We start from the raw sequence: 25,345 nt of genomic DNA on the forward strand, positions 1-25,345 counted from the left end.
GATGAAGAGGAGACCGCTGTGTCGCGCACTGCACCCGTCGCCGTTCCCCCGTCGGCCGCACCCTTCGCCGAACCGCAGCGCGCGGTCGGCTCACTGTGGATCGCCGCCTTCGCCGCCGCCTGGGTCGGGGTGTGGATGGCGCAGCTCGGGCCGTTCCGGGTCGCCCTGCCCCTGCAGGTGTCGGCCGAACTCGGCGAGACCGCCGCCTGGACCGACTCGGTGCTCGCGTTCGGCGTCGTCTCGGGCATCGCGGGCGCGTTCCTCATCGTCTCCTTCCCGGTGGCCGGCTACCTCTCCGACCGCACGATCTCGCGCTTCGGCCGCCGGCGCCCCTGGATCCTCGGCGGCTCCGTGCTCTTCGCGCTCGCCCTGCTCGCGCTCGGCATGGTGCACGGCCTCGCCCTCGTGACCGTGTGCTGGACGCTCGCCCTCATCGGCTTCAGCGTGGCGGCATCCGCTCTCACCGCCCTCATCAACGACCTCGTGCCGGTACGGCAGCGCGGCTGGGTGGCCGGATGGATGTCGTCGCCGCGCGCGGTCGGCATCATCCTGGGCGCGGTGCTGTTCACGAGCGTGTTCGCGACGGTGACCCTCGGCTACCTGGTGCTCGCCGTGCTGCTCGTGGTGCTCGTGCTGCCGCTGCTCGTGCTCGTGAAAGAGGCGCCGATCACGCGCGAGGAGCGCCCGACGACGTCGTTCGCCGCGATGCTGCGGGGCATGTGGATCTCGCCGCGCCGGCATCCGGATTTCGCCTGGACGTGGGCGAGCGGCTTCCTCGTGAACGCCGGAAACGCCCTCGGCACGGGCCTGCTGCTCTACTACGTCGCCGAGGGGCTCAGCTTCGGCCTCGAGAACGCCCGCTCGGCGTTCCTGCCGCTCACCCTCGTCTACCTGCTCGGGGTCGTCGTGTCGGCACTCGTGTGCGGCTGGATCTCGGACCGCATCGCACGGCGCAAGGTGTTCGTGATCTGGGGCGCTCTCCTGCAGGCGCTGTCGGCGCTCATCCTGGTGTTCGTGACCGACTACACGGCCACCTTCGTCGCCGGTGCCGTGCTCGGCCTCGGCTACGGCGCGTACCTCGCGGCCGGTCAGGCGCTCGCGACCCAGGTGATCCCGGATGCGCGCGACCGCGCGAAGGACCTCGGCATCATGAACGTCGCCTACCAGGTGCCCGTGGCGATGGCGCCGCTGCTCGGCGCGATCATCGTCGCCTCGGTGGGCGGGTTCTCGAGCCTCTTCCTGCTCGCGGGCGTGCTCACCGCGATCGGGGGCGCGCTCGTCGCGCTCGTGGCGGGGGTGAAGTAGCAGCTCCGCGCGGATGTCACAGGCCGCAGCGCCGTCTCGTCTCGGGTTCGAGAGCACAGTGCTCGAGCAGAGAGGAGACGATCGTGAAGGTGTTCGTGGCGGGGGAACCGGGGTCATCGGGCGGAGGCTCGTGCCGCTGCTCGTGGCGCGCGGTCACGAGGTGGTCGCGACGACGACGCGGCCCGAGAAGCGGGCGGGGATCGAGAGCCAGGGCGCAACCGCGGTGCTCATGGACGGACTCGACGCCGCATCCGTCGGAGAGGCCGTCGCAACCGCCGAACCCGAGGTGATCGTGCACCAGATGACCTCGATCCCGCAGAACCTCGACGTCATGCACCCGGAACGGGAGTTCGCCACGACCACCCGGCTGCGCACCGAGGGGCTCGATCACCTGGTCGCCGCGGCCGACTCGCTCGGCGGGGTGCACCTCGTGGCGCAGAGCTATGCGAGCTGGAACGGCATCCGGCACAGCGGCTGGGTGAAGACCGAGGCCGATCCGCTCGATCCCGAGCACCTGGCGACGCCCTCGCTGCGGCACATCGACGATGTCGTGCTGCCTCGCGGCGGGGCCGTGCTGCGTTACGGCTGGCTCTACGGGCCGGGGGCGAGTGCCGGGCTGGTCGGGCCGATCCGCAAGCGGCAGTTCCCGCTCGTCGGCGGAGGGGCCGCCCACACCTCGTGGGTGCACGTGGACGACGCGGCGAGCGCTACCGTGTTGGCTGTCGAGCAACGCGCGGGAGGCGTATTCAACATCGTGGACGACGACCCGGCCGCCGTGTCCGAGTGGCTGCCCTACCTGGCGTCGCGGCTCGGCGCGAAGCCGCCCTGCGGGTGCCCGCCTGGGTGCTGCGCATGGCGGGCGGCGGGTTCGTGGTGTGGATGATGACCGAGGGCCGCGCCTTCTCGAACGCCAAGGCGAAGCGGGAGCTCGGATGGCAGCCTGCTTTCGCCTCCTGGCGGGACGGTTTCGCGACGGGGCTGGAGTGACCCGCGCCGAGCAGTTCCAGGAACTGCGTCCCCTCCTCTTCGCGATCGCCTACCGGATCCTCGGCAGCGTGAGCGAGGCGGAGGACGCGGTGCAGGAGACCTGGCTGCGCTTCCAGCAGACGCCGACGACGCCCGTGTCGCCCAAGGCGTTCCTGTCGGCGGTCGTGACGCGGGTGTCGATCGACGTGCTGCGTTCGGCGCGGGTGCGCCGCGAGCAGTACGTCGGCAGCTGGCTGCCGGAGCCCCTCACGTCGGACCCGTACGACGACCCGGAGCGCGCCGCCGAACTCGCGGACTCCGTCTCGATCGCAGCGCTCGTGCTGCTGGAGCGGCTCACCCCGCTCGAGCGCGCGGTCTTCGTATTGCGCGAGGTGTTCGCCTTCGACTTCCCCGCGATCGCCGCGGCGGTCGACCGGTCCGAGGCGGCCTGCCGGCAGATCGCGGTGCGCGCGCGTCGGCACATGGATGAGGGGCGTCCGCGGTTCGACACCGATCGGCGCACGCGCGAGCGACTCGCATCCCGGTTCTTCGACGCCCTTCGTGACGGCGACGTCGAGAGCCTGCAGCGGGTGCTCACCGCCGACATCCAGCTCAGCTGGGACGCCGGCGGCAAGGCGCCGCAGTGGCCGCAGCCCGTGGCGGGCGTGGAGAACGCGGCGCGCGTGCTCGCATCCCTCTTCCCCCGCTTCCTGCGGATCGGCGGCCGCGTCGAACCCCAGCCCATCAACGGGCAGCCGGGCGCGATCATGCACGACGAGCGCGACCGGATCGTCGGCACGATCGCGCTCGACATCCTCGACGGCCAGGTGCAGGCGGTGCGCATGGTCGTCAACCCCGACAAGCTCGCCCACCTGGGCCCCGTCGCCGACGCCTGGGAGGTCGTGCGCGCGGTGTACGAGGTGCGCCGGGACCCGGATGCGTGAGGTGCCCTCGGTGGGGCTCGAACCCACACTTGGCCGATTTTAAGTCGGCTGCCTCTGCCGATTGGGCTACGAGGGCGTGCCCCTATTGTGCTCGTTCGTTCGTCACTCGTTGTCGCCTCAGCGCGTGCGAGGCGACAACGAGTGGCAAGTGAAGGGGACGCACCCGCGAATAAACACGGCCCCCGAGCAGGGGAGTGGCGTCCAGGTCGCGCGTCTGGGACACTTGTCCAACTTCGGGCTCGGCGGTGAGGGGAGAGGGCGTGGCACGGATGTCGGCAGCCGAGCGCCGCGTGGCCCTCGCGCGCGCAGCGCTCACCGTGGTCGACCGTGACGGCGTTCACGCGGCCACGACGCGCGCGATCGTCGCCGAGGCGCAGATGCCGCTCGGCAGCTTCCACTACGCCGTTCCCTCCCGCGACGAGCTGCTGCGCGACGTCGTGGAACTCGTCGTGGCCGACGAGGGGGATGCCGCCCTCGCGGGTCTCCTCGGCGAGGCCGTCGACCCGCGTGACGCCATCCGTCGCACCCTGACGGCCTACCTCGATCACGTGCGCGCGCAGCCTGGGCGCGAGCAGGCCATGTTCGAGCTCACCCAGTACGCGCTGCGCTCACCCGAGCTCGACGATCTGCCCGCCGAGCAGTACGCCCGCTACCACGCCCTCGCCGCCGAGGTGCTGACGGCCGCCGAGACGCACCTCGGCATCCGCTGGACCGTGCCCGTCGCCGAACTTGCCCGCCTCGTCGTGACGATCACCGACGGCGTCACCCTCGCCTGGCTCGCCGACCGCGACGACGCGGCCGCCGAGCGCACCATCGACCTCGCGACCGCCGCTCTCGCGCCGTTCGCCGCATCCGCCTGACCACCACCGACACTCAGGAGCTCGCATGTCCACACCGCAGTACACCGCCACCGGGGCGCCCGCCGCCTTCGCCGAACCGCAGCGCGCCGTCACGGGCGCCTGGATCGGCGCCTTCGCCGCCGCCTGGTTGGGGGTGTGGATGGCGCAGCTCGGTCCGTTCCAGGTGCTCCTGCCGTTGCAGGTCGACGCCGAGATCGGCAAGCCGCAGGATTGGACCGACTCGGTCGTCGCCTTCGGCATCATCTCGGGCATCGCCGGGTTCTGCGCGATCCTGGCGTTCCCGATCACGGGCTTCCTGTCCGACCGCACGACCTCAAAGCTCGGGCGCCGCCGCCCGTGGGTGATCGGCGGCGCGGCGCTCTTCGCGGTGTCGCTCATCGCGCTCGGTCTCGTGCACGGCATCGTGCTCATCGCGGTCTTCTGGTCGCTCACGATCGTGGGCTTCTGCGTTCTCGCCTCGGCCCTCACGGCCCTCATCTCCGACCTCGTGCCGGTGCGTCAGCGCGGCTTCGTGTCGGGATGGATGTCGGCGCCGCAGGCCATCGGCATCATCCTCGGAGTGCTGCTGATCACCGAGGTGTTCGCGACGATCACCCTCGGCTACCTCGCGATGGCGATCGGCCTCGCGATTCTCGTGCTGCCGGTGCTGTTCGCCACCAAGGAGATCCCGATCACCAAGGAGCAGCGGCCCGAAGCGAGCTTCGAGGCGCTCGTGCGCGGCATGTGGATCTCGCCCCGCAAGCACCCCGACTTTGCCTGGACCCTCGCCAGCCGCGTGCTCGTCAACACCGGCAACGCGCTCGGCACGGGCCTCCTGCTCTACTACCTCGCCTTCGGCCTCGAGATCGGCATCGACAACGCCGAGGAGGCGCTGCTGCCGCTCATCGTCGTCTACCTCGTGGGTGTCGTCATCTCGGCGCTCGTGGTCGGCTACCTCTCCGACCGCATCGCGCGCCGCAAGGTGTTCGTGATCTGGGGTTCGCTGCTGCAGGCGATCGCCGCGTTCGTGCTCGTGTTCGTCACGACCTACGAGGCCACCTTCGTGGCCGGTGCGCTGCTGGGCCTGGGCTATGGCGCCTTCCTCGCGGTCGACCAGGCTCTCGCCACCCAGGTGCTGCCCGACCCGCACGATCGCGGCAAGGACCTCGGCATCATGAACATCGCGTTCCAGGTGCCGCAGGCCCTCGCGCCGCTGCTCGGGGCGTTCGTCGTGGACGCCCTCGGCGGCTTCCGCGGGCTCTTCATGCTGTCGGCGTTCGCCGCGATCGTGGGAGCCCTCGTCGTCTCGCTCGTGCGCAACGTGAAGTAGGCGCACGCGGATGCTGTCCCTCACCCCCAGAACGACCGTCCGTGGCGGAGGCCCGCGGAGTGGTGGCCGCAGCTGGCCGCCGCCACGGACGGGCTCGAACCGCCCTACGGGGTCATCTCCGTCGAGGCGCTCGCCGCCAACGCCTTCGACATGCTCGACCGCGCGCAGGGCACCCCGATCCGCGTGGCGAGCAAGTCGGTGCGCGTGCGGGGCGTGCTGGATGCCGTGCTCGCCTTGCCGGGTTTCCACGGCATCCTGGCGTACACGCTGCCGGAGGCGCTCTGGCTCGCTGAGACGCACGACGACATCGTGGTCGGCTACCCGACCGCGAACCGCGCGGCGATCGCCCGCCTGGCCGCCGACGAGCGGCTCGCCTCGCGCGTGACCCTCATGGTCGACTCGCTCGCCCAGCTCGACCTCATCGACGCCGTCGTGGCCCCGGGCAAGCGCGCGAGCATCCGACTGTGCCTCGAACTCGACGCGAGCTACCTGAACCCGCTGCTCGGCCACATCGGCGTGCGCCGTTCGCCCGTGCACGAGGCAGCGGATGCCGCGGTGCTCGCCGCCGAGATCGTGGGGCGCCCGGGGTTCACCCTCGTCGGGATGATGGCGTACGAGGCGCAGATCGCGGGCGTCGGCAACAAGGGGCGGGCAAGCTCGCGATTCGCGCCATGCAGAAGGCGTCGGCCGCCGAGCTGCGCGAGCGCCGCGGGGTCGCCGTCGCGGCGGTGCGCGCGATCGCCGAGCTCGAGTTCGTGAACGGGGGCGGCACGGGCTCGCTCGAGTCGACCCACGCCGACCCCGCCGTCACCGAGATCGCCGCGGGCTCGGGCCTCTTCGGCCCGCTGCTGTTCGACGGCTACGAGCACTTCCGCCCGGCGCCCGCCGCCTCGTTCGTGTTGAGCGTCGTGCGCCGGCCGACCCCCGACATCGCGACCGTTCTGGGCGGGGGCTGGATCGCATCCGGACCCCCGGACAGGACCGCCTGCCGCGCCCCGCCTGGCCCGAGGGCCTGCGGATGCTGCCGCGCGAGGAGGCAGGCGAGGTGCAGACGCCGCTGCGCGGTGACGCGGCGCGCGAACTCGCGGTGGGCGACCGCGTGTTCTTCCGGCATGTGAAGGCAGGGGAGCTCGCCGAGCACCTCGACGAATTCGCCCTGGTGCAGGATGGCCGCATCCTCGCATCCATCCCGACGTACCGCGGCGAGGGGAAGGTGTTCCTGTGACGGCGACGACGCCCGATCAGACAGCGGAGGCGCTGCTGCGTACCTCCGGAGCATGGCGCAACTGGGGGCGATCGGAGGGCTCGCGGCCGGTGTTCCGCGCCTCGCCCTCGAGCGTCGACCAGGTGCAGGCGCTCGTGCGCACGGCGCGCGAGCGCGGCCTGCCGGTGAAGACCGTCGGAGCCGGGCACAGCTTCACCGCGATCGCGGCAACCGATGGCATCCTCGTCGACCTCGACCAGCTGCAGGGCGTGATCTCGGCGGATGTCGAGACCGGCCGCGTGCGCGTCGCCGCCGGCACACGGCTGCACCGGCTGCCCGAGCTTCTCGCCCCGTACGGGCTCGCGCTGCCCAACATGGGCGACATCGACAGGCAGTCGATCGCGGGCGCGACCTCGACCGGCACCCATGGCACGGGTCTGGGCTTCGGCGGCCTTGCGACGATGATCACGGCCGCCGTGCTCGTGACGGGCGACGGATCGCTGCTGCGCGTCTCCGAGGCTGAGAACACCGAGCTGCTCCCCGCCGTGCGCCTTGGCCTCGGCGCGCTCGGCATCCTCGTCGAGCTCGAGCTGCAGCTCGTGCCGGCGTTCCTGCTGCGCGCCGTCGAGCATCCGGAGCCGTTCGAGGTGATCGACGAGTTCCGCGCGCGCGTCGAGGCCGCCGACCACTTCGAGCTCTACTGGTGGCCGCACACCGATCGCGTCATGACCAAGACCAACACCCGCCTGCCGCTGGATGCGGGACGTGCGCCGGTCGGGGCCTTCTCGAACTGGATCGAGGAGGAGGTCATGTCGAACGGCGCCCTCGCCCTCATGTGCAACCTCGGGCACCTGGCGCCCGGAGTCACGCCGTCGATCAACCGCCTCGCCACCAAGGTCTACGGCGACCGCGAGTACGCCGACGATTCGTACGAGGTGTTCACGGCGCCGCGCCGGGTGCGCTTCCGCGAGATGGAGTACGCGCTGCCGCTCGACGAGGTGCCCGCGGCGTTGCACGAACTGCGCGCGATGATCGACGCATCCGGATGGCGCATCTCGTTCCCGGTCGAGGTGCGCGCCGCCGCCCCCGACGAGAACTGGCTCTCCACCGCCCACGGCCGCGAGTCTGGCTACATCGCCGTGCATCGCTACGTGAAAGACGACCCGGAGCAGTACTTCCGCGCCGCCGAGCAGATCTTCCTCGCGCACGGCGGTCGCCCGCACTGGGGCAAGATGCACTACCTGGATGCTGCGGTGTTCTCCGAGCGCTACCCGCGCTTCGGCGACTTCCTCGCGGTGCGCGACCGGCTCGACCCGCAGCGGGTGTTCCGCAACGCCTACCTCGACCGCGTGCTGGGGGCGTAGGGCCCCGCGCTCCCGCGTTTCTTGTCGAAAATGCAGGAGTCATCCGGGCCTTCCCCCGTCAATACAGGGCGAGAGCGGACGACACGCCCGGGTTCTCCTGCATTTTCGACAAGGGGAGAGCGGATGCGGCGGGGGCCGGTCAGGCCGTCTTCCGCCGCAGGGTGAGCGCCGCGAGCACGAGCGCGCCGAGCGCGAACGCCGCCACGATGAGGATGTCGACGAGCACCTCGCCCGTGTCGCCGCCCGTCTTCACGAGGTTCAGCGCGTCGATCGAGTACGACAGGGGCAACCAGTCCGAAATGGCCCGCAAGGCATCCGGCATCTGATCGCGCGCGAGGAAGATGCCGCCGAGCAGCACCTGCGGCGCCACGAACACGGGCATGAACTGCACCACCTGGAACTCGGTGGTGGCGAAGGCGCTCGCGAGCAGGCCGAGCATCGTGCCGAGCAGCCCGTTCACGACGGCCACCAGCACGAGCAGCCACACCGACCCCTCCACCTCGAGGCCGCAGCCCCACACGGCCCAAGCGACCGCCGCGGCCGCCTGTAGCGCGGCGAGGAGTCCGAAGGCGATCGCGTAGCCGCCGATGAAGTCGCCCTTGTGAAGCGGCAGCGTGAGCAGCCGCTCGAGGGTGCCGCTGCGTCGCTCGCGCAGCGTCGTGATGCTCGTCACGAGGAACATCACGATGAACGGAAACATGCCGAGCATCGCGGGCCCCACCTGGTCGAACACGGGGGTGTCGTCGAAGATCCAGGCGATGAGGCCGACGAGGAGGGCCGGCACGACCACGAGCAGCGCGATCGTGCGCGGGTCGTGCCGCACCTGGGTGAGCACGCGCCCGGCGGTGGCGAGCGTGAGTCGCGGGTTCATGCCGCCCTCCGATCCGGCCGCGATGTCGCGTTCGACGAGCCGCAGGAACGCCTCGTCGTGATCGGATGCGCCGGTCACCGCGAGCAGGCCGTCGGGCGTCTCGTCGGCGATGATGCGGCCGTCGCGCACGAGCAGCAGGCGGTCGCAGCGCCGGGCCTCGTCCATGACGTGGCTCGAGACGAGCAGCGTCGTGCCCGTCTCCGCGAGCCGGGCGAAGAGCCCCCATAGCTCCTCGCGCAGCACGGGGTCGAGGCCGACGGTCGGCTCGTCGAGCACGAGCAGGCGCGGGGTGCCGAGCAGGGCGATGCCCAGCGAGACTCGGCTGCGCTGGCCACCCGAGAGCTGGGCTGCCAGGTTGCGCCGCACCGAACCGAGGCCGACCTCGTCGACGACGCGGGCGACATCCGTCTTCGGCGCCCCGAGCACGCGGCGGAAGTAGTCGAGGTTCTGCTCGACCGTGAGGTCGTCGTAGATGGCCGAGGACTGCGCCATGTAGCCGAGCTCACGACGCAGGGCGGCGTGGCCGGCGGGGCGGCCGAACACCTCGACGGTTCCGGATGCCGTGCGCTGCGCCCCGATGATCGTGCGCATGAGGGTGGTCTTGCCGGCGCCGCTCGGCCCGAGCAGGCCCACCACCTGGCCCTCGGGGATGTGCGCGTCGACGCCGCGCAGGATGTCGCTGCGCCCGCGCCGTACGACGAGGTCGCTCACGACGACCGCCGCGGAATAATTCATCACGCGGTGAATTATTCGCCTGTCGCCCCCGGGGTGTCAAGAGTGCCGAAGTCCACGAGGTGCCACTGCACTACGGGACCGATGCGGGCTACCACGTCGTCGATGGGCGCCGAGGCGAGCGGCTCCGCCTGCAGCCCGGCCCGCACGACCATGAGGCCCACGATCTGCGAGGCGGCGAGCGTCGCGCGGAACTGCGCATCCGGGGCATCGATCGCCCCGGCGATGCGGCCCAGCACCTCGCGCAGCACGAACTGCCGCAGCATCCGCGCCGCGAAGTCGTGCCCGAGCGCGGTGCGCACGAGCTGCCGCATGCGGTCGCGGGTGGCGGGTGTGTCGAGTGCCTCGAGCACCGCGCGAACCACGGTCTCACCGATGCGGTCACGCGGCGCTGCCAGCGCACGACGCACGATGTCCTGCGGGCGAACGGGCGCCTCGAGCGACTCCATGAAGAGTGCGGCCTTGTCGTCGAAGTAGTGGTGCACGAGCGCCGGATCGACCCCGGCCCTCCGCGCCACCGCCCGCAGCGAGGTACCGTCGTAGCCGTTCGCGAGGAACTCCGTGCCGGCGGCCTTCAGGATCGCACCCCTCGCGTCGCCGTCGCCCTTGCGTCGCCTGCCGCGCCGGGGGCCGCATCCGCCTCGCTCACCCTCGCAGCATAGGCCGACCGCCCCGGGCGCACCCCGCGAGAAATGCAGGAGCTCCGCTCCCCCTCCTGCCAGAAATGCAGGAGTTCCGCCTCCGGGCGGGGCGACGACCCCCGGGATAGCGGGGTCGATCAGCCCACCCTCCTGCATTTCTCGCATGGGCGGCGGGAACTGGGGGCGCGCACTCCTGCATTTCTGGCGTGCGGGCGGTCGATCGTGCGGGCGTCGATCGCGCCGTCCCTCGCAGAGCGGGTCAGCGCGCCCAGAGCGAACGGCCAGCGGATGCGTCCCTCCGTAGCCGTAGGATGCTCGCTATGGATCCCATCGCGCTCGTCATCCTCATCATCGTGGTGGTGCTCGTCGCCATCGTCGGCATCTACCTGTGGTCGACCTACAACGGGCTGGTCAAGCTCAACGTGCGTGTCGACGAGGCCTGGAGCGACATCACGGTGCAGCTCAAGCGTCGTGCCGACCTCATCCCGAACCTCATCGAGACGGTCAAGGGTTACGCAGCGCACGAGAAGGGCGTCTTCGAGCAGGTGACCGCCGCGCGCGCCGCCACGGTGAGCGCCTCGACGCCCGCCGAGGCTGCGGTGGCCGAGAATCAGTTCCAAGCGGCGATGAAGTCGATCTTCGCGGTGGCCGAGGCCTACCCGCAGCTGCAGGCCAACCAGAACTTCCTGCAGCTGCAGGGCGAGCTCGTCGACACCGAAGACAAGATCCAGGCGTCGCGTCGCTTCTACAACGGCGGCGTGCGCGAGCTCAACACCAAGATCAAGATCTTCCCGAACACGCTCTTCGTGCGCGGGCTCGGATTCACCGAGCGCGAGTTCTTCGAGGTGGCGGATGCCGCCGCGATCGCCGAGCCGCCCCGCGTGCAGTTCTGATTCAGACCCGTTGGTCGAGTCGCCGCGCAGCGGCGTATCGAGACCCCCGCACCTAGCACAGGCACCCCATGTACTCCGCCATCGCGAAGAACAAGCGCAACACGATCCTCATCATCGTGCTGTTCCTCGTCATCATCGGCGCCCTCGGCACGCTCACGGCCTGGATCGTCGGCAACTGGTGGGTGGCGGGCATCACGCTCGTCATCGCCGCCGTGTACGCGGTCATCCAGTACTACGCGGCCACGAGCGAGACGCTCGCCCTGACCGGCGCCATCGAGATCTCGAAGTGGGACAACCCGCGCCTGTACCGCATCGTCGAGAACCTCGCGATCACCGAGGGGCTGCCGATGCCGAAGGTCTACGTGATCAACGACCCGGCGCCCAACGCGTTCGCCACGGGACGCGACCCCGAGCACGCCGTCGTCGCGGCCACCACGGGCATCCTCGAGATCATGGACGACGCGGAACTCGAGGGTGTCATGGCGCACGAGCTCGGCCACGTGAAGAACTACGACATCCGCGTCTCGCTCATCGTGTTCGGCCTCGTGATCGCGATCGGCCTCATCGCCGACATCGCGCTGCGGCTGACATTCTTCGGCGGGCGGGGCCGCTCGAACAACAACGGCGGCGGTCCGGCTGCGATCGTCATGCTCGTGATCGGCCTCGTCGCGGCGATCATCGCCCCCTCATCGCCGGCGTGGTGCAGGCGGCCGTGTCGCGTCAGCGGGAGTATCTGGCGGATGCGACGGGTGCCATGACGACGCGGCATCCCGAGGCGCTCGCCCGAGCCCTGGAGAAGCTCAAGTACTACGGACGCCCGGTGACGCGCACCAACACCTCGATGTCGCACCTGTGGATCTCCGACCCCAACAAGCCCGGATTCCTGCAGCGGCTGTTCGCGACGCACCCGCCGCTGGACGACCGCATCGCGCGCCTGCGCGCCAACGCCGACCGCTTCTAGGGTCTATCTGATCGCGCGACGTCACCGCAGGTTGAGGCTGACGGTGACGTAGGAGTGGGCGGGGAGGTCGAGTTCGAGCCCACGCGGGTGGGGTCGCACGGCACCGTGCGCGGCCGGCGCGACCGCGTCAAGCTGCTCCGGGGTGTTGTGCGCATCCGGCGCGGGCGCGGTCAGCACTCGGGCCTCGTGTCCGACGACCTCGCGTCCGCGCAGGTCGAGCACGACCGTGCGGTCAGTGTCGACGTCGAGGTTCGACAACGACACGAGTGCTGAGTCGCCCTTGACCGAGGCGGATGCTGAAAGCAGCGGCAGCTCGGAGCCGTCCACGGTGCGGGTGTCCACGCCGCGCAGGTGAACCGTGAGCGCCGAGGCGTCGTGATGCGCGACGTTCATGGCGAACACGTGGTACGTCGGGGTGAGCACCAGTGCACCCGAGTCGGGATCGGTGAGGATCATCGCCTGCAGCACGTTGACGGTCTGGGCGATGTTCGCCATCACGACCCGCTCGGCGTGCCGGTGGAATGCGTCGAAGTGCACCGAGGCGACCAGGGCGTCGCGCAGCGTGTTCTGCTGGTACAGGAACCCCGGGTTGGTGCCCTTGGCGACGTTCCACCAGGTGCCCCACTCGTCGACGACCAGGCCCACCTTGCGGTGCGGGTCATAGCGGTCCATCACGGTGGAGTGGCGGGTGAGGAGCTCATCCATTCGGCGCGCCCTGGCCATCGCCGTGTACCACTCCTCCGTGCTGAACCCGGTGGCATGGCCCTTGTCGGCCCAGGTGCCTGTCATCGTGTAGTAGTGCAGCGACACCGCCTGGAACGGGCGGGCCGGCTCGGTCGGGTCGGCAGCCAGGTCGTCGAAGGAGCGCATCAGGGTCTCGGTCCAGTGCAGATCCGCGTCGCTGGCGCCAGCCGCGATCCGGTACAGATCGTTGCCACCGTGGTTGCGCGAGTACGTGGCGTACTGCCGAGCCAAGGAAACGAACTGCTCCGCCCGCAGGTTCCCGCCACACCCCCATGGCTCGTTCCCCAGCCCCCAGAACGGCACCCGCCATGGTTCGTCGCGCCCGTTCGCCCGTCGCAACGCCGCCATGGGAGAGTCATCCGCGCGGGTCAGGTACTCGACCCAATCCGATACCTCGCTGACCGTGCCGGACCCGATGTTCCCCGACACATACGGGACGGCGTCGAGCAGTTCGCACAGGTCCATGAACTCGTGGGTGCCGAAGGCGTTGTCCTCCACCACGTCTCCCCAGTGCGAGTTGACCATCCGTGGCCGCTGATCGCGCGGTCCGATCCCGTCGCGCCAGTGGTAGTCGTCGGCGAAGCAGCCGCCCGGCCAGCGCAGGTTCGGGATCTGCAGGGCCCGCAGGGCCGCCACGACATCGGACCGGATGCCGCGCACGTTCGGGATCGGCGAATCCTCGCCCACCCAGAAACCGCCGTAGATGCAGCGCCCCAGGTGCTCCGCGAAGTGCCCGTACACGTGCCGACTGATCGTCGCTCCGGGAACGTCGAGGTCGATGATCGCTGTGGTGGGAGTCGTCATGTGTGCTCCTGTTGTCCGATGGTCTGCAGAACGAGTCGCACGAACCGGGCGTGCGTCGAGGAGGAGGGCTATGCCCTGGCGCGTGTGGATCCGCGCACCACGAGTCGGACGGGGATGATGACGTGCTCGGCCGGACCGCTCCATCCCGCGATCCGTTTGTGCAGCATCCCGATCGCCGTCTCGGCGAGCTTCTCGTGGTTGGCGTCGACCGAGGTGAGGCCGGGCGGGACGAACTGCGACATCTCGAGGTTGTCGAAGCCCGCGACCTGGACATCCTCGGGGACGCGCAGCCCGCGCTCTGCCAGCGCCGACATCGCTCCGAGAGCGAGGATGTCGGTGGTCGCGAAGACCCCGTCGAATGGCAGTCCCGAGTCGATGAACCGCAGCAGCACGTCACGCGCCGGGGCCGAACCGTAGTAGGGGAGCGGCAGCACGTACCGCGGGTCTATGCCCAGGCCCGCGTCGGTCACGGCGCGTTCCCACCCGAGACGGCGGTCCGACGACATCGTGTGCCCGGCGTCGATCGTGCCGCCCAGCACCACGATACGCCGGGAGCCGCCCTCGATCATGTGCGCCGTGGCAACTCGGGCGCCCTCCTCGTTCGCGAGTCGGACGTGGTCGAAACGCTCGGGCGAGTCGCGCTCGCCGAGCAGGACGATGGGCTTCGCGGTGCGGGCCCGCTCCAGCCGGGCTGCATCGAGGCCGGCCACGGAGAGCAGTACACCGTCGTAGAGCTGCAGACGGGCGGAGCTCAGCGCCTCCATCTCCTCCTCGGGCATCGCGCTCGTGCGTGCGAGCACGAGGTGGCGCCCTCCGCCTCGATCGGCAGTGCCAGCTTGTCGGCCAACTCGCCGAAGTAGTCGTGGAACGACGGGGCGATGAAGGCGATGGTGTCTGTTCGTCCGGCGCGCAGATGGCGTGCCGTCAGATTGACCTGGTATCCGAGTTCGTCGACCGCTGCCATGACGCGGGCTCGCGTCGGTTCGCCGACCGGAACTCGATCGTTCAGGACGTTCGACACCGTCATGACTGAGACGCCAGCCGCGCGGGCGACGTCTGCCATCCTCACTGCCACCCGGTACCTCCGACTTCCCGCTTCATTGTGCCAGGGCGCGGCCTGGCACGAGTTCGGATGCAGTACCGGCCGTGCTTCGGAGCGTGCTCTGAATGTATCGATAAAGTTGCGAAACTTTATCCCGCGAAGTTTCGCTGTGCAAGCTCTTGCCCGCTGACGAGATCCTGTGTATTTTATCGCTACAATCCCTCGGGATGGACCTCGAGGCCTGCCGCCCCGGGGGAGTATCACGAATATTTCGCTCCGAGAAACACGAATATTTCGCTCAACGAAGAGAGAACCTTGTGAAACCTGCAAGCAAGAAACTGTCAGCGGTGGCCGTGGCTGCCGCCCTCTCCCTCAGCCTGTTCGGGTGCACCGCGGGTGGGGATGAGAAGGAAGCCGTCATCCCCGAGGGCGACCTCGCGGACCAGTCAGGGACGCTGACCCCCAGCAACCCGACGGAGCTCTCGATCTACATCGAGTCGCCGGAGCAGGCTCCGGCCGCCGACAACAAGATCACCAAGCTCCTCAAGGACCAGCTCGGCGTCACCCTCAAGTACGAGATCATCACCCCGGAGAACTCGGACCAGAAGATCGGTGTCATGCTCGCCGGCGGCGACTTCCCCGACCTCATCGGTACCGGCGACATCAAATTGCGGTTCCTGGAGGGTGGGGCGCTCACGCCCCTCGACGAGATGCTCGCCACCGGCGACTACCCGAACGTCGAGGAGTACGTCGAGCCGTACATCAAGCGAATGAGCTATACGGGCGGCGCGATCGAGGACGGCCTCTACATCCTCCCGAACTTCAACCGCTTCTTCGGCGAGGTCACCGCCGGAACCTACTACGGTCCCGCGTTCTGGATCCAGAAGCGCGTGCTCGCCGACGCCGGGTACCCCGACCTGAGCAACATGTCGATCGACGACTACTTCAGGCTCATCGAGGACTTCCTGGCGAAGAACCCGCAGACAGAAGGCGCCCCGACTGTCGGCTTCGAGGCCCCGCCCCGACGGGAGCGGAGTGGATCCTGACCAACCCGCCGGCGCTGCTGGCCGGCTCGCCGAACAACGGCGGCGTCATCGTCGAGAGCAACGACGACGCGGAGATCTACGCCAACAAGGACATCGCGAAGACCTGGTACAAGAAGCTGAACGAGGAGTACAACAAGGGCGTCGTCGATCGCGAGACCTTCACCCTGACGGACGACCAGTTCCAGGCCAAGATCGCCACGGGCGCCGTGCTCGGCATGCACAACCAGGGTTGGCAGTTCGGTACCGCCACCGCGTCGCTGCAGAGCGCCGGTCAGGATGAGTACACCTACGTGCCGCTCATGCCCGTCTATGACGGTGCGGAGCCGTACTATGCGGACCGACCTGTCATGAACCTCAACCAGGGCTTCGGCGTCTCCTCCACGAGCGATCAGAAGGAGAAGGCCTTGAAGTTCCTCGACATGATGCTCTCCGAGCCCTGGCAGAAGGTGCTCTCCTGGGGCATCCAGGGTGAAGACTACGAGGTCGGCGATGACGGCATCTTCACCCGAACCGAGCAGCAGCGCGCCGACTCCAAGGACCTCACCTGGAGGTCGTCGAACAAGCTCATGGCTCTGAACAGCATGATCCCGAAGCACAACGGCACATTCTCTGACGGCAACGCCTTCAGCCCGGACGACCAGCCGTCCGAGTTCTTCGAGACCCTGTCCGACTACGACAAGGACTTCATGCAGCACTACGGCACGCAGACCTGGATGGACTTCGTGAACAAGGCACCGGACAACCCGGTGTACTACCCGGCGTGGAACATCAGCCTGTCGGACGCAGCCAACCAGGCCAACCAGCAGATGACGGACGCCGCCTTGCAGAACCTGCCGAAGATCGTCGCGGGCAAGCCCGCCGGCTTCGAGAAGGCCTGGAAGGAGTACACGGACATCTTCAAGAAGATCGACGTGGCGACCTACGAGGATGAGATCAACGCGGGCATTCAGGACCGGTTGGCCAACTGGTAGCAGTCAATCAGGAGTCGTGGTGGGGGCACCTGCGCCCCCACCACGACTCACTCTCTCTCGCTATGAACTTCTGACGATGAGGTTGGATAGATGACTGCTACGACGGTGCGTCCTCCTGTGATCGAGCCTGGGCCGGAGCCCGACCCCAGCTCGCACATCCCCAAGCGCGAATCCCGGCGGAAGACCGAGCAGCCTCCCCGGCGCAAGATCACCTGGAATCTGATCAAGGCGCAACGAGCTCTGCTCGTGATGGCCGTCCCGCTGGTGCTGTACCAGATCCTCTTCAAGTACGTCCCGGCGTACGGCTGGGCGATGGCCTTCCAGAACTTCCGGCCCGGACGCGGCAGCATCTGGAACCAGGAATGGGTCGGCTTCTACAACTTCGTCAACCTGTTTACCGGTCTCAACGGCGAACGGTTCGCACGGGTCGTGGTGAACACGCTGGGGCAGTCGATCCTCACCCTGATCGTGGGGACGCTCGGCGCCATCATCCTCGCGCTGCTCTTGAACGAGATCAAGAACCTGCCGTTCAAGCGCGTCCTGCAGAACATCACCTACATGCCGCACTTCCTGAGCTGGGTGGTCGTCGCAAGCCTCGCCGCGGTGGCCCTGTCGCTGCCCTCCTCCGGCGGCTTCATCAACCAGCTGCTCCTGGACCTGCACATCGTCGACGAGCCAGTCCTGTTCTTGACCCAACCGAACTACTTCTGGGGCATCGTCGCGGGCACGAACCTGTGGAAAGAGCTCGGGTGGAACACCATCCTGTATCTTGCCGCGATCACGGCTATCAGCCCAGCCCTGTACGAGGCGGCCGAGGTCGATGGGGCCGGCCGCTATCGCAAGATGTGGAGCATCACCCTCCCCGGCATCATGCCCACGATCGTCGTGCTGCTCATCATCAACAGTGGCTGGATCCTGTCCACGAACTTCGAGTTGCCGTACTTCCTGGGCAACGGTGTCGTGGCCGAGCGGGCCGAGACCATCGACGTCTTCGTGCTGAGGTACGGATACCAACTCGGCAACTACAGCCTTGCCGTCGTCGCGGGCATCTTCAAGACCGTCGTCGCCATCATTCTGGTGGGTTCGGCGAACATGGCCGCGAAGCGCCTCAATCAAGAGACCCTGGTCTAGGAGGACGCCATGACAACGCTGACCGCGGACTCCACGACTCCCCGCCCGGACGCCCCTCGGCGTCGCCGCAAGAGGTGGACCCTCGAGCAAACTATCTTCACGACGCTCAACACGAGCTTCCTGGTGCTCCTCGCAGTGGTCATGCTCTACCCGCTGCTCAACACCCTTGCCATCTCGTTCAACGACGGCTCCGACGCCGTGCGCGGCGGGATCGGCATCTGGCCTCGAGTGTTCTCACTCAAGAACTACGACGTCGTGCTCCACATGGGCTCCATCTACCAGGCGTTCTTCATGAGCGTCCTCAAGACGGTTGTGGTCGTGGCGACGAACCTGTTTTTCACCTCGATGCTCGCCTACGCGCTCAGCCGGAGCGAGTTCGTCTTCCGCAAGCCGATCACCATCATCTTCGTGCTGACGATGTACTTCGATGCAGGGCTGATCCCCAACTATCTGCTCATTAAAGACCTGGGGATGCTGAACACCTTCCAGGCGTACTGGGTGCCGGTGATCATCAGTGCATTCAACCTGATCCTCCTCCGCACGTACATCAAGTCGATCCCGGAAGAGATCATCGAGTCGGCACGCATCGACGGCGCGGGCGAGTTCCGCACCTGGTGGCAGATCGTGATGCCGCTGTGCAAGCCGACACTCGCTGTCGTCGGTCTGTTCGTGGCCGTCGGGAGCTGGAACTCCTGGCTCGACACCCTGCTGTACAACTCCGGCGAGCAATGGCTCACGACCCTGCAGTACGAGCTGCAGAAGTTGCTGTCGAGCTCGATGAACGCCGGTCTGGACAGCGCGCAGACGGGAGGCGCAGCTGCCGCGGCAGCCGGAGGCGGGCAGGTCACCACCCCCGTTGCGCTGCGGTCGGCGATCGTCATGGTGGCAGCGGTCCCGATCCTGTTCGTGTACCCGTTCCTGCAGAAGCACTTCGTATCCGGCATCATGATCGGCTCGGTGAAGGGCTGATGACGTCGGGGGTATCGGCACCTACTGAGGGGACGGATCATCTTTCGCTTCAATCCCGCCTCGTGGCTGTGGCGCTTCCTCAACCTGCTCGGCTCCGCCATCCTGATCAGTGTGTTCTGGGCGGCCAGCCTCGCCCTGGCGGTGACGGCGGGGGCGGGCACCGTGGTCGCCTACGAGCTCTGTCGGCGCTGCGTCTTGGGCAAGGACGGGAGCCAGTGGGCCGTCGCCCGAGAGGCATGGCGGCAGAGCGGGAAGCAGGCGACCCTGGTCGGGCTGGTGGTGGTCGTCGTGGCAGCCCTCGGGATCGTCACCCTGTCGTTCGTGCCGACCGTCGGGCTTTCCGATGTGCTGATCCCGCTCATCATCATCACGCTGTTCCTCATCCTCCTGCTCTTCTGGTGCCTCCCCCTCGTCGCCCGCTTCACCAACCCCACCTGGCGCCAGCTGCTCAACGGGTTCACCTTGGGGCTGACGAGGCCCAGCCTGACGTTCCTGCTCGCGATCGCCGTCGTCCTCGGGAGCGTCATCGTGTGGTTCTTCATGCCGGCGGTGTTCGTGGTGCCCGGCCTGATCCTCATCTGGTGGTGCTTCCTCCTCGAGCGGTTCTTCGTCGCCCGGGGCTACGTACAACCCGAGCCGGACGAGACCGATGATTGATGCCCTGTCGCCGAGTGATGCGCCCCTGCGTCATGTGTGGAACGAATGCGTCGGAGCGGGCCGCGCGAACGAGGCCCTGCGCGCCGACTGGCAGGCACAGTTCCGTGAGGCGGTCGAGGTGCTGGGCGCGCGGTACGTTCGCTTCCACGGCCTGTTTCACGATGACATGTTCGTCTACCGAACGGAGAACGGCGGCGGGTTCGGCGCGTCAGGGCAGCTGCCGACGCCGGTCTACACCTTCGCGTATGTCGACAAGGTGTTCGACGCCATCCTGGATACGGGCGCTCGCCCGTTCGTCGAGCTGGGGTTCATGCCGCGCCAGCTCGCCACCCAGACCGAGACACTGTTCTGGTGGAAGGCCCACTGCAGTCCGCCCCGCAACATGGATGACTGGGTGGCGCTGGTCACCGCGACCGCGCTGCACTGGATCGAACGGTACGGGATCGACGAGGTTCGGCAGTGGCGCTTCGAGGTGTGGAACGAACCGAATCTGGTTCCGAAGTTCTGGACCGGAACCCGCACCGAGTACTTCGAGCTCTACGCAGCGACCGCCCGGGCGCTCAAGTCGATCGACGCGCAGTTGCTGGTCGGGGGTCCCGCGACGAGCGTCTTCGTTCCCGACGCCCGCTACGCCGGGGAGTACTACGACCCGTCGCCGGAGGTGGCGACCGCCGTCGCAGAGGATCCCGACGCGCTCGACTGGCAGCCCGTGTGGATTCGCGAGTTCATCGCGTACTGCGCCGAGCGTGATCTCCCGCTCGACTTCCTGTCGACCCACCTGTACCCCACGGACTATGCGGCAGACTCGCTCGGCAAGGTCAGCGCGATCACCCGACACAAGGACGCCACCTACGAAGATCTGCTCGTGATGCGCCAGATCATCCAGGACAGCCCGTACCCGCACGCAGAACTGCATATCAGCGAGTGGTCGACCTCGCCGTCCAGCCGGGACGCGATCCACGACACGGTCTTCGCGGCGTCGTACATCGTCCGCGCATTCCTCAAGGGCGCAGCGCTGGCCGACTCCATCTCGTACTGGACGTTCACGGATGTGTTCGAGGAGGGCGGCGGCGGCATCGGCCCATTCCACGGCGGGTTCGGTTTCGTCAACGAGAACGGCCTGCACAAGCCGACGTTCCACGCTATGGCCATGCTCAACCGGCTCGGTGACCGCGTGCTGGCCGAACTTGACGATGGCGTCATCACCCGCTCCTCGGTGAATGGCGAGGTCTCGGCGGTCTTCTACAACTACCCGGCAGATATGGGCCGAGCCGGGCTCGTCGCGCAGAACTCGTATGTCGAAACGCGTTTCCTCGCCGAGGTCGGCCCCAGTCGACGGGTGCAGCACGTCATCCGAGGACTGACTCCCGGCGACCGCTTCGCGGTCGACATCCTCGACGGGAATCACGGCAACGTGGCGGAGGCCTGGTACCGGCTCGGCGCCCCCTCAACCTCACCCGCGAACAGACCGCCCATCTGCGGGAGGTCGCCGACGAACTCGACCATCGCATCATCGTCGTCGACCCAGACGGCACACTCGCGATTGACGTCGAGCTTGCTCCCTGGGCGGTCATGTCGATCGCGGTCGCATCGTGACCCGCTGTTGGCAGACAACGGAAGGAGTGCTCCTGTGACCAGGCGGTTCGTTCCCGAGCTCGAAGCGCGTCGGCACCTCATCGAGGGCTACGCCGACCATCCGTCGATGCCTCAGTCCGTCGTCGACCGCTGGAAGGCGCCCTTCGGCCCCGCCGAGGAGTGGGACCTCAGCATCACCGATGTGGAGCTCCCGGGTCCGCACGGACCCGTACCGGTACGCGTCTACACCCCGCCGGGGCCGGTGCCCGAGGGCGGTCGCGCGTGCCTCATCTGGATGCACGGCGGCGCGTTCGTCTGGGGCAACCTCGACATGGCGGAGGCGCACGAGGTCGCCCGCGGCGTCGCGGGGCGTGCGGATGCGGTGGTGATCTCGGTCCATTACCGCCGATGTCCCGTGCCCCCGAGCTCGACGGAACCATCGACGGGAGAGTCGACGAACTCGGGCAACCGGTTCGTTTCCCCGTGCCGCAAGACGACTGCGCGGCCGTTCTCGATGACGTCCGCAGCAACGCGGCACGTTTCGGCATCGACCCGGCGCGCATCGCCGTCGGAGGGGCGAGCGCCGGCGCCTCGCTCGCTGCCAGCGCGACCCTGCGCTCGGCCCGTGCCGGTCGAGCCCCTGGCAGACGCTTCTCGTCTACCCGCTCCTGCACCCTGAGCTGCCGACCCCTGACGACGAGCTCGCCGACGCCCTCGCCGCGGCTCCGGCCGCGCTCGAGATTCCGCGGTGGATGCACGACGCCATCCAGCGCACGACCCTCGGAGACGTGAGTCGGCCGCGGGAAGAGGACTTCACCCCCGGGATCAGCGACAGCCTGGGGCTCTTCCCGCCGACGTACGTCGAGAACTGCGAGTTCGACTCCTCCGCGCAAGCGGACAGCTCTTCAGCGAGCAGTTGCGCGCAGCCGGTGTCGATGTCGTCGAGTCCCTGCGAGCGGGCGTCCCTCACGGCCACCTCGATCTCGTCGGGTTCCGACCCGCGGCCGAGACTCTCGACGCACTGGCCAGCCGTCTGCGGGAGGCGCGGCCGTGACCGTCTGGCACGTCGCCACCACCGGATCCGATCGTGCCGACGGGTCGGTCGACGCGCCGTTCCGCACCATCAACCGTGCTGCTGTGGCCGCCATGGCGGGCGACACCGTCACCGTGCATGAGGGCGTGTATCGAGAGTGGGTGAATCCCATGCGCGGCGGCACCGCCGATGCGCCGATCACCTATCAGGCGGCGCAGGGCGCTGACGGACACTTCGAATCGGTGACGATCTCGGGCGCCGAGGTCGTCACCGACTGGCGTCCCCATCCCGGCGGCGAGGGCCGAGTCTGGGTCGCGCAGGTGCCGAACGCCCTGTTCGGGGAACGCAACCCGTACGCCGAACGCATCGGCGGGGATTGGTTCTTCGACCGGGTCAACAGCTGGCACACCGGTGAGGTCTACCTCGACGGCACGTCCATGTACGAGGCGCTCACGCTGGGTGGCGTCGAGCGCCCCGAGGTCACGAAGGACTCCTTCGACCCCGAGGGCTCACTGCTGGTCTGGTATTGCGAGGTGAACGATGAGGTCACAACCATCTGGGCGAACTTCGGCGGCGTCGACCCGGCCCAGCACCAGATCGAAATCAACGCCCGCACCTTCGTGTTCTGGCCGCAGGCCACAGGAATCGACCACATCACGGTGCGCGGCTTCACCCTGACGAAAGCGGCCACGCAGTGGGCCCCGCCCACCGCGCTGCAGGAGGGTCTCATCGGCCCACACTGGGCGAAGGGCTGGGTGATCGAGGACAACCTGATCACCGATTCGAAGAACGTCGGCATCTCACTCGGAAAGGAGGCCAGCACCGGCCAGAATGAGGCCGCTGCGGCGCCGAAGGGTGCCAAAGGCGGGACGCAGCGCGAACGCGAGGTCATCCAGCGCGCGCTCGTGCTGGGCGGCCCCGACGCTGGCGAGCCCCACCCGTGGACTCGCGATCACGTCGGATCCCACACGGTGCGCCGCAACACGATCCGGGACTGTGAGCAGGCGGGCATCGTCGGGCACCTCGGCGCGGCGTTCTCGACCGTCGCCGACAACCACATCTTCCGTATCCATGTGAAGCGGCAGTGGCACGGCGCCGAAGTCGCGGGCATCAAGCTGCACGCCGCTCTCGACACCGTCATCAGCGGGAACACCATCCATCACACGCATCGCGCCCTGTGGCTCGACTGGCAGGCGCAGGGCACCCTCGTGCGGCGCAACGTGCTTTACGCCTCGACGGCCGAAGACTTCATGGTCGAGGTCTGCCACGGTCCGTACCTCGTGGACTCGAACCTGTTCCTGTCGCCATGGGCGGTGAAGGACATGTCGACCGGCGGGGCCTACGTGCACAACTTCTTTGCAGGTCGTATCGCGAACTGCACCGAGCACCAGCGGTACACCCCGTACCACATGCCGCACTCCACAGCCGTCTACGGGGTCTCGAACATCCTCGGAGGCGACAACCGGTTCTACAACAACATCTTCGTCGGCGACGGTGCGTCCGACCCCGCCGCCGAGCCGGTGCTCGCCAGCTTCTGGTCGGGCGCGGTCGACATGGATGGCGTGCCCGGTCAGGCGACCTTCGTGCCGACCCCGGTCGGCACGTCGCAGTACGACGGCTACCCGACGGTCCAGGAGTACCCGGACGAGGATGGCAGCGACCTGGCCGGGCCGCGCCTGCCCGTCTGGGTCGAGGGCAACCTGTACGCGGAGGGCGCCGAGCCGTTCCGTGCCGAGCCCACCGCCCGCGTTGTCGAGAGGTCTCCGGTGCGCGCCTGGGTCGTCGACGCCGCAGCGGGCACCGTGCGCGTCGAGGTGAGGGATGCTGCGTCGCTGCCCGTGGTCGCTCCGGTGACGACGGCGCGGCTGGGCACGAGCTATCAGGCGGAGTTGGCCTATACCAACCCCGACGGGTCCGACCTGGACTTCAGCGCGGACGCCGTCGGCGCTCCCCGAGGCGAGGTCGTGCCTGGGCCCTTCGCGGCGACGGCGCCCACAACACGGGTCCTCGCTGCGCCGGGCCCGGTCGGGTGGCGCTAGCTCTCTCCCTGTCCCCGAGATGGGGTCGGCGTCACGCCCGCCTCCGCCGCCACCGCGCGAGCCAGATCCCCCGGTCGACGACCTCGAGCTCGCCGAGCCCTTGCCACGCCGCGAGTTCGCGCAGCGCCGGCACGACGCGCTCGGCCACGGCATCCGCGACCCCTCCTCGCGCCAGGCGGACTGCACGCGCAGTACGCCGCGCTTACGGTCGTTCTTCAGGTCGATGCGACCCACGAGCGCGTCGTCGACGAGCACGGGCAGGGTGTAGTAGCCGTAGACGCGTTTGGGTGCCGGAGTGTAGATCTCGATCCGGTAGTGGAACCCGAACATGCGCAGGGCCCGATCGCGCTCCCACACGACGGGGTCGAACGGCGAGAGCAACGCGGTCGCCTCGATACGGCGCGGGATGCGGGCATCGCGATGCAGGTAGGCCGCCTTCTTCCAGCCCGGCACGCTCACCTCGTGAACGACGCCCTCGTCGACGAGTGAGGCGAGGGCGGGCTTCGCGTCTCCGGTCTTGAGACGGTAGTAGTCGGCGAAGTCCGAGAGGGTGCCGATGCCGTGCGCGCGCGCGCGCGCTCCATGAGGGTGCGCACCGCCTCCTCGCGCGGCACCTCCCGGCGGTACACCTCCGTGGGCATCACCTGCTCGGGCAGCGCGTAGGTGCGCTCGAAGCCCGCGCGCCCGGCCGAGACCACGTCGCCGAAGCGGAACATGCGCTCGAGACCGCGCTTCACCTCGTCCCAGTCCCACCAGCTGCCGCGGCGGGGTGCGGCGGCATCGCGTTCGATCTTCGACGCCGGCAGCGGGCCCTTCTCGGCGAGTTCGGCGCGCAGCCAGGCGAGGGTGTCGGCATGTGCCGCGAGCCATGGGTCGTTCGCCACGGAGTAGTAGTCGCGGTAGTCCTGCCGCCGGAAGCCGAACAGCGGCCAGTCCTCGAGGGGGATGAGCGCCGCCTCGTGCGCCCAGTACTCGCGGTAGGGCGCCTTCTTCGCGAAGGTGAGGCGGTCGAGCAGCGCCTTGTCGTAGGCGCCGAGCCGCGCGAACATCGGCAGATAGTGACTGCGCTCGAGCACGTTGACCGAGTCGAGCTGCAGCAGGCCGATCCGCTCGAGGGCGAGGTTCAGCTGCCGCGTGCCCACGGCATCCGGGCGAGGTCGTGCGAACCCCTGGGCGGCGAGCGCGATGCGACGGGCGGCGGCGGGGGAGACGGAGTCGACCACGCTGTGACCCTAGCGCCCGCCTCCGACCCCTTCGGGAATGGAGGGGTGCCTAGACTTGTGA

At 68.6% G+C, this 25,345-nt stretch carries 19 protein-coding genes, 1 tRNA gene and 6 pseudogenes; 17 read left to right on the top strand and 9 right to left on the bottom strand.

All coding sequences use genetic code 11. The features are described from left to right. Positions 1-18 precede the first annotated feature (18 nt). The 3 genes from QQK29_RS10225 (at position 19) to QQK29_RS10235 (ending at position 3,215) form a co-directional block, all read left to right on the top strand. Positions 19-1,305, top strand: coding sequence for an MFS transporter (locus QQK29_RS10225; protein WP_284300033.1), 1,287 nt, complete (start codon positions 19-21; stop codon positions 1,303-1,305). Positions 1,306-1,435: 130 nt separating this feature from the next. Beyond that, positions 1,436-2,188, top strand: coding sequence for an NAD-dependent epimerase/dehydratase family protein (locus tag QQK29_RS10230; protein WP_284300035.1), 753 nt, complete (start codon positions 1,436-1,438; stop codon positions 2,186-2,188). A 100-nt stretch (positions 2,189-2,288) separates the two neighbouring features. Further along, a complete protein-coding gene (locus QQK29_RS10235; RefSeq protein ID WP_284300037.1) occupies positions 2,289-3,215 on the top strand; it encodes an RNA polymerase sigma-70 factor in 927 nt (308 codons plus the stop codon). A gap of 2 nt (positions 3,216-3,217) precedes the next feature. Here QQK29_RS10235 and QQK29_RS10240 read toward each other — a convergent pair. Next, positions 3,218-3,291 (bottom strand) — tRNA-Leu (locus QQK29_RS10240). A 169-nt stretch (positions 3,292-3,460) separates the two neighbouring features. Here QQK29_RS10240 and QQK29_RS10245 point away from each other — a divergent pair. The 4 genes and pseudogenes from QQK29_RS10245 to QQK29_RS10260 all read left to right on the top strand — a co-directional run bounded on the left by QQK29_RS10245 (position 3,461) and on the right by QQK29_RS10260 (position 7,952). After that, on the top strand, positions 3,461-4,075 hold the full coding sequence (locus QQK29_RS10245; protein ID WP_284300039.1) for a TetR/AcrR family transcriptional regulator: 615 nt from the start codon (positions 3,461-3,463) through the stop codon (positions 4,073-4,075). 25 nt (positions 4,076-4,100) lie between these two features. Continuing rightward, a complete protein-coding gene (locus tag QQK29_RS10250) occupies positions 4,101-5,384 on the top strand; it encodes an MFS transporter (RefSeq protein ID WP_284300041.1) in 1,284 nt (427 codons plus the stop codon). A gap of 72 nt (positions 5,385-5,456) precedes the next feature. Beyond that, positions 5,457-6,609: pseudogene (locus tag QQK29_RS10255) on the top strand (type III PLP-dependent enzyme domain-containing protein). Between the two features lie 32 nt (positions 6,610-6,641). Beyond that, entirely contained in the window at positions 6,642-7,952 is a 1,311-nt protein-coding gene (locus QQK29_RS10260; RefSeq protein ID WP_431308789.1) for a D-arabinono-1,4-lactone oxidase, read from the top strand. Positions 7,953-8,091: 139 nt separating this feature from the next. On the opposite strand, the gene QQK29_RS10265 is transcribed toward QQK29_RS10260, so the two are convergent. From QQK29_RS10265 to QQK29_RS10275, 3 genes and pseudogenes are all read right to left on the bottom strand, one after another. After that, positions 8,092-8,823, bottom strand: coding sequence for an ABC transporter permease (locus QQK29_RS10265; RefSeq protein ID WP_284301944.1), 732 nt, complete (start codon positions 8,821-8,823; stop codon positions 8,092-8,094). Between the two features lie 228 nt (positions 8,824-9,051). After that, positions 9,052-9,558 (bottom strand): annotated as a pseudogene (locus tag QQK29_RS10270) (ABC transporter ATP-binding protein); the annotation flags it as partial. Between the two features lie 11 nt (positions 9,559-9,569). Continuing rightward, positions 9,570-10,352, bottom strand: coding sequence for a TetR/AcrR family transcriptional regulator (locus tag QQK29_RS10275; protein ID WP_284300045.1), 783 nt, complete (start codon positions 10,350-10,352; stop codon positions 9,570-9,572). Positions 10,353-10,516: 164 nt separating this feature from the next. Between QQK29_RS10275 and QQK29_RS10280 the strand changes: the two genes are divergently transcribed. Together QQK29_RS10280 and QQK29_RS10285 are read left to right on the top strand one after the other, a co-directional pair. Beyond that, positions 10,517-11,089 carry a LemA family protein gene (locus tag QQK29_RS10280; protein ID WP_284300047.1) on the top strand — a complete coding sequence of 191 codons (573 nt, stop codon included), beginning with the start codon at positions 10,517-10,519 and terminating at the stop codon, positions 11,087-11,089. 68 nt (positions 11,090-11,157) lie between these two features. Next, positions 11,158-12,050 (top strand): annotated as a pseudogene (locus QQK29_RS10285) (M48 family metalloprotease). 21 nt (positions 12,051-12,071) lie between these two features. On the opposite strand, the gene QQK29_RS10290 reads toward QQK29_RS10285, so the two are convergent. From QQK29_RS10290 to QQK29_RS18000, 4 genes and pseudogenes are all read right to left on the bottom strand, one after another. Continuing rightward, positions 12,072-13,598 carry an alpha-N-arabinofuranosidase gene (locus tag QQK29_RS10290; protein ID WP_284300049.1) on the bottom strand — a complete coding sequence of 509 codons (1,527 nt, stop codon included), beginning with the start codon at positions 13,596-13,598 and terminating at the stop codon, positions 12,072-12,074. Positions 13,599-13,666: 68 nt separating this feature from the next. Beyond that, positions 13,667-14,398: a LacI family DNA-binding transcriptional regulator gene (locus QQK29_RS10295; RefSeq protein ID WP_284300051.1), complete on the bottom strand. Its 732-nt coding sequence runs from the start codon at positions 14,396-14,398 to the stop codon at positions 13,667-13,669. Further along, the gene (locus tag QQK29_RS10300; RefSeq protein WP_284302060.1) at positions 14,350-14,562 is read right to left on the bottom strand and encodes a hypothetical protein; all 213 of its coding nucleotides are present in this window, start codon (positions 14,560-14,562) and stop codon (positions 14,350-14,352) included. Before QQK29_RS10300 ends, QQK29_RS10295 begins: the two co-directional genes overlap by 49 nt. A 24-nt stretch (positions 14,563-14,586) precedes the next feature. Then, positions 14,587-14,661, bottom strand: a pseudogene (locus QQK29_RS18000) (LacI family DNA-binding transcriptional regulator); the annotation flags it as partial. A gap of 206 nt (positions 14,662-14,867) precedes the next feature. Between QQK29_RS18000 and QQK29_RS10305 the strand changes: the two are divergent. The 8 genes and pseudogenes from QQK29_RS10305 (at position 14,868) to QQK29_RS10335 (ending at position 24,061) form a co-directional block, all read left to right on the top strand. Then, complete coding sequence (locus QQK29_RS10305) at positions 14,868-15,686, top strand: type 2 periplasmic-binding domain-containing protein (RefSeq protein WP_284300053.1); 819 nt, start codon at positions 14,868-14,870, stop codon at positions 15,684-15,686. 92 nt (positions 15,687-15,778) lie between these two features. Further along, a complete protein-coding gene (locus QQK29_RS10310; RefSeq protein WP_348533918.1) occupies positions 15,779-16,657 on the top strand; it encodes a type 2 periplasmic-binding domain-containing protein in 879 nt (292 codons plus the stop codon). Positions 16,658-16,774: 117 nt separating this feature from the next. After that, positions 16,775-17,788: an ABC transporter permease gene (locus QQK29_RS10315; protein ID WP_284300058.1), complete on the top strand. Its 1,014-nt coding sequence runs from the start codon at positions 16,775-16,777 to the stop codon at positions 17,786-17,788. A gap of 9 nt (positions 17,789-17,797) precedes the next feature. Next, complete coding sequence (locus QQK29_RS10320) at positions 17,798-18,757, top strand: carbohydrate ABC transporter permease (RefSeq protein ID WP_284300060.1); 960 nt, start codon at positions 17,798-17,800, stop codon at positions 18,755-18,757. Positions 18,758-18,868: 111 nt separating this feature from the next. Further along, positions 18,869-19,414: a YesL family protein gene (locus QQK29_RS10325; RefSeq protein ID WP_284300062.1), complete on the top strand. Its 546-nt coding sequence runs from the start codon at positions 18,869-18,871 to the stop codon at positions 19,412-19,414. Next, positions 19,407-21,395: pseudogene (locus tag QQK29_RS10330) on the top strand (GH39 family glycosyl hydrolase); the annotation flags it as partial. The gene QQK29_RS10325 and the pseudogene QQK29_RS10330, both read left to right, overlap by 8 nt. Positions 21,396-21,397: 2 nt before the next feature. Continuing rightward, positions 21,398-21,781 carry an alpha/beta hydrolase fold domain-containing protein gene (locus QQK29_RS18670; protein ID WP_431308790.1) on the top strand — a complete coding sequence of 128 codons (384 nt, stop codon included), beginning with the start codon at positions 21,398-21,400 and terminating at the stop codon, positions 21,779-21,781. A gap of 258 nt (positions 21,782-22,039) precedes the next feature. Then, positions 22,040-24,061, top strand: coding sequence for a right-handed parallel beta-helix repeat-containing protein (locus QQK29_RS10335; protein WP_284300067.1), 2,022 nt, complete (start codon positions 22,040-22,042; stop codon positions 24,059-24,061). A 225-nt stretch (positions 24,062-24,286) separates the two neighbouring features. Here the strand turns inward: QQK29_RS10335 and QQK29_RS10340 are convergent. Continuing rightward, positions 24,287-25,284 (bottom strand): annotated as a pseudogene (locus QQK29_RS10340) (winged helix-turn-helix domain-containing protein); the annotation flags it as partial. Positions 25,285-25,345 lie beyond the last annotated feature (61 nt).

This window comes from Homoserinibacter gongjuensis, assembly GCF_030161875.1.
GTDB lineage: Bacteria > Actinomycetota > Actinomycetes > Actinomycetales > Microbacteriaceae > Homoserinibacter > Homoserinibacter gongjuensis.

Bases quoted from the DNA above. Each gene is read 5' to 3' on its own strand.
- QQK29_RS10305 (WP_284300053.1), top strand. From the start codon at position 14,868: ATGGACCTCGAGGCCTGCCGCCCCGGGGGAGTATCACGAATATTTCGC.
- QQK29_RS10250 (WP_284300041.1), top strand. From the start codon at position 4,101: ATGTCCACACCGCAGTACACCGCCACCGGGGCGCCCGCCGCCTTCGCC.
- QQK29_RS10280 (WP_284300047.1), top strand. From the start codon at position 10,517: ATGGATCCCATCGCGCTCGTCATCCTCATCATCGTGGTGGTGCTCGTC.
- QQK29_RS10290 (WP_284300049.1), bottom strand. From the start codon at position 13,598: ATGACGACTCCCACCACAGCGATCATCGACCTCGACGTTCCCGGAGCG.
- QQK29_RS10300 (WP_284302060.1), bottom strand. From the start codon at position 14,562: ATGGCAGCGGTCGACGAACTCGGATACCAGGTCAATCTGACGGCACGC.
- QQK29_RS18670 (WP_431308790.1), top strand. From the start codon at position 21,398: ATGTCCCGTGCCCCCGAGCTCGACGGAACCATCGACGGGAGAGTCGAC.
- QQK29_RS10265 (WP_284301944.1), bottom strand. From the start codon at position 8,823: ATGAACCCGCGACTCACGCTCGCCACCGCCGGGCGCGTGCTCACCCAG.
- QQK29_RS10275 (WP_284300045.1), bottom strand. From the start codon at position 10,352: ATGCAGGAGGGTGGGCTGATCGACCCCGCTATCCCGGGGGTCGTCGCC.
- QQK29_RS10320 (WP_284300060.1), top strand. From the start codon at position 17,798: ATGACAACGCTGACCGCGGACTCCACGACTCCCCGCCCGGACGCCCCT.